At 73.9% G+C, this 9,271-nt stretch carries 6 protein-coding genes; 1 reads left to right on the top strand and 5 read right to left on the bottom strand.

Translation table 11 applies throughout. The annotated features are described in order from the left end of the window. Nucleotides 1-128: 128 nt before the first annotated feature. From ffh to AB0M03_RS38645, 5 genes are all read right to left on the bottom strand, one after another. A complete protein-coding gene (gene ffh / locus AB0M03_RS38665) occupies nt 129-1,700 on the bottom strand; it encodes a signal recognition particle protein (RefSeq protein ID WP_363501181.1) in 1,572 nt (523 codons plus the stop codon). 191 nt (nt 1,701-1,891) lie between these two features. Next, nucleotides 1,892-4,333, bottom strand: a complete 2,442-nt coding sequence (locus AB0M03_RS38660; protein ID WP_363501178.1) for a [protein-PII] uridylyltransferase — start codon at nt 4,331-4,333, stop codon at nt 1,892-1,894. Nucleotides 4,334-4,424: 91 nt separating this feature from the next. Further along, nucleotides 4,425-4,763, bottom strand: coding sequence for a P-II family nitrogen regulator (locus tag AB0M03_RS38655; protein WP_030275697.1), 339 nt, complete (start codon nt 4,761-4,763; stop codon nt 4,425-4,427). Further along, the gene (locus tag AB0M03_RS38650; RefSeq protein WP_363501175.1) at nt 4,763-6,079 is read right to left on the bottom strand and encodes an ammonium transporter; all 1,317 of its coding nucleotides are present in this window, start codon (nt 6,077-6,079) and stop codon (nt 4,763-4,765) included. Before AB0M03_RS38650 ends, AB0M03_RS38655 begins: the two co-directional genes overlap by 1 nt. Nucleotides 6,080-6,433: 354 nt before the next feature. After that, complete coding sequence (locus tag AB0M03_RS38645; RefSeq protein ID WP_363501172.1) at nt 6,434-7,888, bottom strand: hypothetical protein; 1,455 nt, start codon at nt 7,886-7,888, stop codon at nt 6,434-6,436. A gap of 550 nt (nt 7,889-8,438) precedes the next feature. On the opposite strand from AB0M03_RS38645, the gene AB0M03_RS38640 reads away from it, so the two are divergent. Then, on the top strand, nt 8,439-9,140 hold the full coding sequence (locus AB0M03_RS38640; protein WP_363501169.1) for a bifunctional DNA primase/polymerase: 702 nt from the start codon (nt 8,439-8,441) through the stop codon (nt 9,138-9,140). Nucleotides 9,141-9,271: the final 131 nt, after the last annotated feature.

Raw genomic sequence — 9,271 nt, 5'->3', positions numbered from 1 at the left:
TCGGGGTGGTTGGCCCCGCCCCGCGCCGGGGCCCCCCCCCCACCCCGGGGGCGGGGGGCGGGGCGGGGGCGGCCCCCCCCCCGCCCCCCCGCCGGGGGGGGGGGCGGGGGCCCGGCGGGCGGGGACCGTCAGAGCAGGTCCTTGAACTCCTTGGGCAGTTCGAAGTCGGCCGGGCCCTTGCCCGCGCCGAGACCGAACGCGCCGCCCGGGGCGGCGGGCTGCTGGCCGGGGGCGCCGGCCGGGCCGAGGGCGCGGCGCTCGGCGGCGGCCGCCTCCTCCTGGGCCCGCTTCAGCGGGTTGCCGGACTTGCGCTTGCCCTTGGCGACCGGCGCCTTCTTGGCGGAGCGCTTGCCGCCGCCCATGCCGGGGATGCCCGGCATGCCGGGGATGCCCTTGCCGGAGGCCATCGCGGACATCATCTTGCGGGCCTCGAAGAACCGCTCGACCAGGTTGTTGACCTCGCCGACCTGGACGCCGGAGCCCTTGGCGATGCGCAGCCGGCGCGAGCCGTTGATGATCTTCGGGTCGGTGCGCTCGGCCGGGGTCATCGACTTGATGATCGCGCCGACGCGGTCCACGTCGCGGTCGTCGATGTTGTTGATCTGGTCGCGGATCTGGGCCATGCCGGGCAGCATCCCGAGCAGCTTGGAGATCGAGCCCATCTTGCGGACCTGCTCCAGCTGGGCGAGGAAGTCGTCCAGCGTGAAGTCCTTGCCGCCGCCCTGGAGCTTGGAGGCCATCTTCTCGGCCTCGGCCTGCGAGAAGGTCTGCTCGGCCTTCTCGATGAGCGACAGCATGTCGCCCATGCCGAGGATGCGCGAGGCCATCCGGTCCGGGTGGAAGGCGTCGAAGTCGTCGACCTTCTCGCCATTGGAGGCGAACATGATCTGTCGGCCGGTCACGTGCGCGACGGAGAGCGCGGCACCGCCGCGGGCGTCGCCGTCGAGCTTGGAGAGCACCACGCCGGTGAAGTCGACGCCGTCGAGGAAGGCCTGGGCGGTGGTGACCGCGTCCTGGCCGACCATGGCGTCGACCACGAACAGGACCTCGTCCGGGTCGACCGCGGCCCGGATGTCGGCGGCCTGCTGCATCATCTCGGCGTCGATGCCGAGGCGTCCGGCGGTGTCGACGATGACGACGTCGTACTGCTTCTGCCGGGCGTACTCGATCGAGTCGCGGGCGACCTTCACCGGGTCGCCGACGCCGTTGCCCGGCTCGGGGCCGTAGAAGGCGACGCCGGCCCGCTCGGCCACCACGCCGAGCTGGTTGACCGCGTTGGGGCGCTGGAGGTCGCAGGCGACCAGCAGCGGGGTGTGCTTCTGCTTCTTCAGCCAGTGGCCGAGCTTGCCGGCGAGGGTGGTCTTACCGGCACCCTGCAGACCGGCGAGCATGATCACCGTCGGGCCGGTCTTGGCGTACCGCAGACGGCGGGTCTCGCCGCCGAGGATGCTGATGAGCTCCTCGTTGACGATCTTGATGATCTGCTGGGCCGGGTTCAGGGCACCGGACACCTCGGCGCCGAGGGCACGGTCCTTGACCTGCTTGATGAAGGCCCGCACCACCGGGAGCGCAACGTCCGCCTCCAGCAGCGCGATCCGGATCTCGCGGGCGGTGGCGTCGATGTCCGCCTCGCTGAGGCGGCCCTTGCCCCGGAGGTTCTTGAACGTCGCTGCGAGGCGGTCGGAGAGAGTGTCGAACACGTCGGTCGCGGGTCCCTTGCGGCATCGGTACGGGTACTGTCGTCGCCCCCCAGGGTATCGGGCCGCCCGGCGAACGGTCTCCACCCCGGCCCGCACCCGCTCCCGCGGGCCCGGACGGGACGCCGCCCGAACGCGCGGACCGGGCCCTGCAGGGCCCTCCGCGGGCCCGCTCAGGGCCCGCCACGGGCCCGTCAGCCCAGGGCGGCCTGCACGGACCGGGCGACCTCCGCCGCCTGCTGCGGTGCCAGTGGCAGGCCCTCGGAGTCCGTGACGTAGAACGCGTCCACGGCGTCGGCGCCGAGCGTGGAGACGTGCGCCGTGCGCACCCGCACCCCGGCGGCGTCCAGGGCGCGGCCGATCCGGTGCAGCAGGCCGGGCGCGTCGTGCGCGCGGACCTCCAGGATGGTCGCGCTGGAGGAGGCTCCCTGGGCGACCGAGACCACCGGCGGCGGGGTGGCGATGCCGCGCCGCCGCGGGGCCGCGGCGTCCCGCTCGGCGAGCTTGCGGGAGACGTCCAGCGAGCCGTCCAGGGCCCGGCGGAGGTCGGCGCGCAGCCGGGCGGCCTCGGGCAGCTCGCCGTACTCGGCGGCGACCGTCCAGGAGAGCAGCAGGACGGGCCCGGCGCCGACCGGGTCGAGTTCGCGCAGGCCGGCCGAGCGGACGGTGAGCCGGTGCAGGGCCAGGACGCCCGCGACGGTGCCCAGCAGGCCGGGGCGGTCCGGGATGGCCAGGGTGAGCTCGACGCCCATCGGCTCGGTGCCGGTGGTGTCCTGCTCGGCGTGGGCGTGCAGGGAGAGCGCGGGCCCGCCGGTGCGGGCGGCCTCGACGGCGAGCCGCTCCTCCTCGGCGGTGGGGTCGCCGGCGGGCGGGTGGCTGACGCCGCCGGCCAGCCGGGCGGCGGCCCGGGCGACCAGGTTGCCCACCAGCGAGGCCCGCCAGCTGCTCCAGGCGGCCGGGCCGGTGGCGGTGGCGTCGGCCTCGGTGAGGGCGTGCAGCAGTTCCAGGTGCGGCAGGGTGCCGACGACCTTGGTGACGGCGTCGACGGTGGCCGGGTCGTCGGGGTCGCGGCGGGTGGCGGTGTCGACCAGGGTCAGGTGGTGGCGCACCAGGAGGGCGAGGGTGTCGGTGTCCTCCTTGTCGAAGCCCATCCGGACGGCGACGTCGCGGACGATGACCTCGCCGGCCTCCGAGTGGTCGCCGGGCCAGCCCTTGCCGATGTCGTGCAGCAGCGCGGCGACCAGCAGCAGGTCGGGGCGGGCCACCCGGCGGGTCATCGCGGCGGCCTTCACGGCGGTCTCGATGAGGTGCCGGTCGACCGTCCAGCGGTGCACGGCGTTGCGTTGCGGGCGGCAGCGGACCCGCTCCCAGTCCGGCAGCAGCCGGGTGATCAGGCCTTCGGCCTCCAGGGCCTCCCAGACCGGCAGGCAGGCCTCGCCGGCGCCGAGCAGGGTGATCAGCTGCTCGCGGGCCTCGTCCGGCCAGGGCACCGGCAGCGGCCTGGTCTCGGCGGCCAGCCGCCGGACGGTGGTGTACGCGACGGTGAGCCCGGCCTGGGCGGCCGCCGCGGCGGCGCGCAGCGGCAGGACCGGGTCCTGCGCGGGGCGGGCGCCCTGGGCGAGCACGGCCTCGCCGTCCTGCTCGACGACGCCCTCTGCGAGCGGCCTGCGGTCGACGGCGCCCTTGGCGACGGCGCCGGCGCCGCGGCCGACCCCGCTGAACGGGAAGGCGATCCGGGAGAGCCGGCGGCCGCGGCCGCTGCGGGCGGCGAGCACCCGGTCGACCGCGCGCCAGGTGACGTCGGTGGCGTAGGTGATGGTGCGGGCCGCCTCGTAGACCTGGCGGAGCAGGGTGTCGGCGTCGAGGACGCCGAGCCGGGCGGCGACCTGGTCCTGGTCCTGCAGGCTGAGGCGCTCGGTGGCGCGGCCGGTGGTGAGGTGGAGGGCGTCGCGGACGTCCGCGAGGCGGGCGGCGGCGGCCTCCAGGCCGTCGCGTGGGGCGTCGGCGAGCCAGGTGGCGGCGATGGCCTTGAGGGCGACGACGTCGCGCAGGCCGCCGCGGGCCTCCTTGAGGTCGGGTTCGAGGAGGAAGGAGAGTTCGCCGTGGCGTTCGGCGCGCTCGGCGCAGAGCTGCTGGAGTTCGGGCAGCCGTCCGGCGGCGCCGGCCCGCCAGTCGGCCAGCAGGGCGGAGCGCAGGCCCGCGGTGAGGGCGGCGTCGCCGGCGATGTGCCGGGCGTCGAGGAGGCCGAGCTGGGCCTTGAGGTCCTCGGCGGCGACGGTGCGGGCCTCGTCGAGGGTGCGCACGGAGTGGTCGAGGGCGGCACCGGAGTCCCAGACCGGGTACCAGATCCGCTCGGGCAGCCGGGGGTCGATCGGGCCCTCGTGGAGCAGCAGGACGTCGAGGTCGCTGCGCGGGGAGAGCTCGCCGCGGCCGTAGCCGCCGACGGCGACCAGGGCGGTGCCTGCGGGTGCGCCGGCGTCCCGGTAGAGGCCCGCGAGCCAGCCGTCGGTGAGCCGGGCGAGGGCGGTGCGGCGGGCAGCGCCGCCGAGACCGGGGTCGGCGAGCAGCCGGGTGCGGGCGGCGCCGTGGTCGTCCGGGCGGGCCGGGTCGGAGGGGTGGGCTTCGGTCGTGGTCACGTCGGAGATCCCATCCGTGGGGCGGGGTGCCGGATACGCGTCCGGCGGACCTGCCGGTGGGCAGGTCCGCCAAGAGCGTCTGGTGTTGATGCTAAAGCGCGTCGGGGCCGCGCTCGCCGGTGCGCACGCGCACCGCCGTGTCGACCGGGACGGCCCAGACCTTGCCGTCACCGATCTTGCCGGTGCGGGCGGCCTTGACCACGACGTCGATCAGCTGCTCGGCGTCGTCGTCCTCGACGAGGATCTCGATGCGGACCTTCGGCACCAGGTCGACGGTGTACTCGGCGCCCCGGTAGACCTCGGTGTGGCCGCGCTGACGGCCGTAGCCGCTGGCCTCGGTGACGGTGAGGCCGTGGACGCCGAAGGCCTGCAGGGCCTCCTTCACGTCGTCCAGGCGGTGCGGCTTGATGACTGCGGTGATGAGCTTCATCAGGCGTCGACCTCGGCCTTCTCGGCAGTGGCGGGGGTGGCGGTGACGGACCGGGCGAGGCTGGCGCCGACGGCGGTGAAGTCGTAGGCGGACTCGGCGTGCTCGGCCTGGTCGATGCCGGACACCTCGACCTCCTCGGAGACCCGGAAGCCGATCGTCTTGTGGATGGCGAGGCCGAGGATGCCGGTGACGACGAAGGAGTACGCCGCGACCGCGACGACACCCAGCGCCTGCTTGCCGAGCTGGTCGAAGCCGCCGCCGTAGAAAAGGCCCTGCGCGGTCTGGCCGACGTGGCCGGTGGCGAAGAAGCCGATCAGCAGGGAGCCGATGACACCGCCGACGAGGTGCACGCCGACCACGTCGAGCGAGTCGTCGAAGCCGAGCTTGTACTTGAGGCTGATCGCGGCGGCGCAGGCGACACCGGCGATGACGCCGATGGCGATGGAGCCGAGCGGGGAGACCGAGCCGCAGGCGGGGGTGATGGCGACCAGGCCGGCGACGGCGCCGGAGGCGGCACCCAGGGTGGTGAACGCGCCGTGCTTGATCTTCTCGTAGGCGAGCCAGCCGAGGACGGCGGCGGCGGTGGCGACCTGGGTGTTCAGGAAGGCCATGCCGGCGACGCCGTTGGCGGCGAGCGCCGAGCCGGCGTTGAAGCCGAACCAGCCGAACCACAGCAGGCCGGAGCCGAGCATCACCAGCGGGAGGCTGTGCGGACGCATCGGGTCCTTCTTGAAGCCCACGCGCTTGCCGAGGACGAGGGCGAGGGCCAGGCCCGCGACACCGGCGTTGATGTGGACGGCGGTGCCGCCGGCGAAGTCGATGACGCCGTTGCGGTCGCCGAGCCAGCCGCCGTTGCCCTTGTCGAAGGCGAACACCCAGTGCGCGACCGGGAAGTAGACGACGGTGACCCACAGGGCCACGAACAGCGACCAGGCGGCGAACTTGGCGCGGTCCGCGATCGCGCCGCTGATCAGGGCCGGGGTGATGATGGCGAACATCAGCTGGAAGGCGGCGAACCCGGTGACCGGGATCGTGCCGCTGAGGTCGTTCATCCCGATGCCGCGGAAGCCCAGGAAGTCCAGGTTGCCGATCAGGCCGGCGCCGGCGTCCGGCCCGAAGGCGAGGCTGTAGCCGTAGAGGACCCACAGGACGCTGACGATCGCGAGCGTGATGAAGCTCATGACCAGCATGTTGAGGGTGCTCTTGACCCTGACCATGCCTCCGTAGAAGAAGGCCAGACCCGGTGTCATCAACATGACCAGGGCCGCACAGATGAACACAAAGGCGGTATCGCCCGCGCTGAAGCCGTCCGGCATCGGCGTCTCCTCTGAATGGAAGCCGCTCCACACCCGGGATACCTGTCCCGTTCCCACCCGGGGTGTCGGCGATGTGAAGGAGAGTGCCGAAGGCTGATTTCGGCCGATGCGGCTCGGTGTTTCGCCGCCGTGACGCAACCGACGGGGGCGTTACGAGCACGTGAACCACGGCCGTGCCATGACAGATCTTGCGATACCGTTCCGCCGCTCGGTACAGCGGGTGCGGGGTGTTTCACCGACCGTGGAGGCCCGGGGCCTGAAGGGCGGGGGAGCCCGTACGGATACGAAGGCGCACGGGCCCCCACGGTCGGGGTCGGGGGCGCGGGTGGCCGAAAGCGGCCCCCGCGCGGGCGGTCAGACCGCCGAGGCGAACTCCGGGATGTCCTGCACCACGCGCTCGGCGAGCCGGGCGACCTCGGGCACGCCCTTGTACTGGCGGTTGGCGGCCTCGGTGGTCTTGCGGACGCGGGTGTTCAGCCGCTCGGAGCGGACCTTGGTGGCGATGTCGACGGCCTGCTCGGCCATCACCGCGGCCTGCTCGGGCTCGTTCTGCAGCAGGTGGACGCTGGCCATGCCGATGAGGTTGAAGGCGTAGCTGCGCACGTGCTCGCCGTCCTGGCGGAACAGGTCGACCGCGCGCTCCATCACCGGGGCGGACATCGAGGCGTACAGCTGGCTGCGGCTGGAGTGGTACGCCAGGTCGCGGAAGGAGTGCGCGTTCTCGGCGTTGAGCTCGGCCTCGGAGAAGAACTTGAGCCAGTTCTGGTCGTTGTCGCCGGCCCGGCAGTCGCTGAAGGTGTCCTCGGCGAGGCGGGCGGCCCGGGCGCAGCGGTTGACCTCGCCGATGGTGGCGTAGGCGCGGGCCTCCATCGCGTACAGCAGGGCCTGCTGGCGGGGGGTGGCGGTGTCGCGGCTGCCGTACTGGGCGAGGTGGATCAGCTCCAGGGCGTCCTCGCCGCGGTTGAGGTGGATCATCTGGCGGCTCATGTCGGTGAGGATGAGCGCGCCGAAGGGGCGGTCGCCGGCCTCCTTGGCGGCGTGCAGGGCGAGCACGTAGTACTTCTGGGCGCTGGGGTGCATGCCGACGTCGTACGACATCCAGCCGGCGAGGTGGGCGAGTTCGGCGGTGAGGCGGAAGAGGCGCTTGGTGGTGGGCTCCGGATAGGACTCCTGCAGCAGGTCGGTCACCTCGTGGAGCTGGCCGACCACGGCCTTGCGGCGCAGGCCGCCGCCGTTCTGCGCGTCCCACTGGCGGAACATCACCGTGGTCTGCTCGAGGAGTTGGAGCTCGGGCTCGGAGAGGCGGCCGGTGTGCGGCTCGCCGCCGTTGGCGGCGGTGAGGATCGGGGTGGGCGCGCCGCCGGGGCCGGGGGTGAGCCAGCGCTGCATGGGTTCGATCAGGGCGGCGCCTGCGGTCAGGGCGAGCGAGGTGCCGAGGAAGCCGCGGCGGTTGAGCATCAGGTCGCTGCGCGAGTACTCGCTGATCAGCTGGACGGTCTGGTCGCCGCTCCACGGCAGGTCGACGCCGCCGCCGACGGTGGAGACGGGGACGGCCGTGCGCAGGCCGAGGTCCTCGACGGAGACCACCGAGCCGAAGCGCTCGGAGAACAGCTCGGACATGATCTTCGGGATGGGCTCGCGGGGCTGCTCACCGTCGAGCCACCGGCGCACCCGGGAGGTGTCCGTGCTGACGTGGTGCGCGCCGATCTGGCGGGCCCGACGGTTGACCTGACGTGCCAACTCGCCCTTGGACCAGCCGCTTCGGGCGAACCACGACGTCAGCTTCTCGTTCGGTTGCTTCTCACCCATGGGAACGCCCCATCCCGCCCGGCCCCGCCCCGGGGCCCGCTCGTGGTGCCCGACGGTTCGGGCGCTTGCTCGACGTACCGTGCCTGCTCGACTGCCGAGGAGCCCGGACCACCGCAACTGTGGACGGTCCGCTGTGCTCCGTGTGCCGAACGTAACGTGATTTCCGCCATCCGGGGGAGCACCGCCGGGGAAACGCCACCTTTCGCCACCCCTGGGAGTGAACAAAGGATGGCCTGGTCGCGCTTCACTGGTAGCCGGTTCGCATTGACCCCGGCACATGCCCGACGGTTCGGCCTCCCGCCCTGCGGACGGATCAACTGCCGCTGATGCTACCGGTCTTGACGGCACCCCAGACGACGGAGGAACCCTCGTGCGACAGCGACCTCCCGGTATCCGCAGCTCCGGGGCCCGCCGGCTGTTGGAGCGCGCGACGCGAATCGGAGCGCACGGTACGGCGCGCGCCTCTGCTGCACCACCCGCACCGCGCGGGACGGCCGACGCACTGTCACAGTCCCGTAACCACCGGCGACCAGAACCTGTTGGGGGAGGCATGGACAACCTGTTCGGCGAACTCCGGCTGCGGCACCTGCGGCTGGCGCCGCGCGGCACCCTGCGGCGCACCCGGGCCACGGCCCTCCAGGCGGCCGGCGAGTACACCACCCGTCTCGGCTGGACGGTCGTCGCGGGCGAGGCCCGCGCCCCGCACCGCTCCCCCGCGGTCTGCGACTGCGGCGCCGTGCACTGCGCCGCCCCCGGCCTGCACGGCGGCACCGGCCCGAAGGCCGCGCCCGGCACGCCCGCCCACGAACTGGGCGCGCTGTGGGCCGCGGACGCGCCCGTGCTGCTGCCGGCCGGGCTGCACTTCGACGTGCTGGACGTCCCGGCGCAGCCCGGCCTCCAGGCGCTGGTCCGGCTGGAGCGGATGGGCACCCAGGTCGGCCCGGTGATCGCCTCGCCGACCGGCCGGCTGCTCTTCTTCGTCGCCCCCGGCACCGCCCGCCGGCTGCCCGAACTGCTCTACCGGACGGGCTGGGACGACGCCTCGCTCGACCTGGTCTGCCACGGGGCGGGCGCGTACGTGGCGGCGCCGCCGACCGTGCTCGGAGGGCTCGGCGCGATGAGCTGGCTGCGCCGGCCGACCCGGGAGAGCGCCGCGTGTCCCCCGGAGGCGCGGCTGCTGCTCGGCACGCTCGCGTACGCCTGCCACCGCGGCCGGGTGCGCAGCAGCGAGCCGGCCTGGCTGGCGTCCTGACCCGGGGCGCGGACAGCCCCGGGCGGTGCAACGGCGGGGGGGGGGGGGCCCCCCGGGGGGGGGGGGGGGGGCCCCCCCGGGGGGGCGGGGGGCCGGGGGGGGGGGGTGAGGGGGGCGAGTGGGGTGGAGCA

The sequence above is a fragment of the Kitasatospora sp. NPDC051914 genome, assembly GCF_040680995.1.
Taxonomy (GTDB): Bacteria; Actinomycetota; Actinomycetes; order Streptomycetales; family Streptomycetaceae; genus Kitasatospora.
The sequence above is the reverse complement of the archived record's forward strand: the minus strand, read 5'-3'. Positions and strand labels throughout refer to the sequence as shown.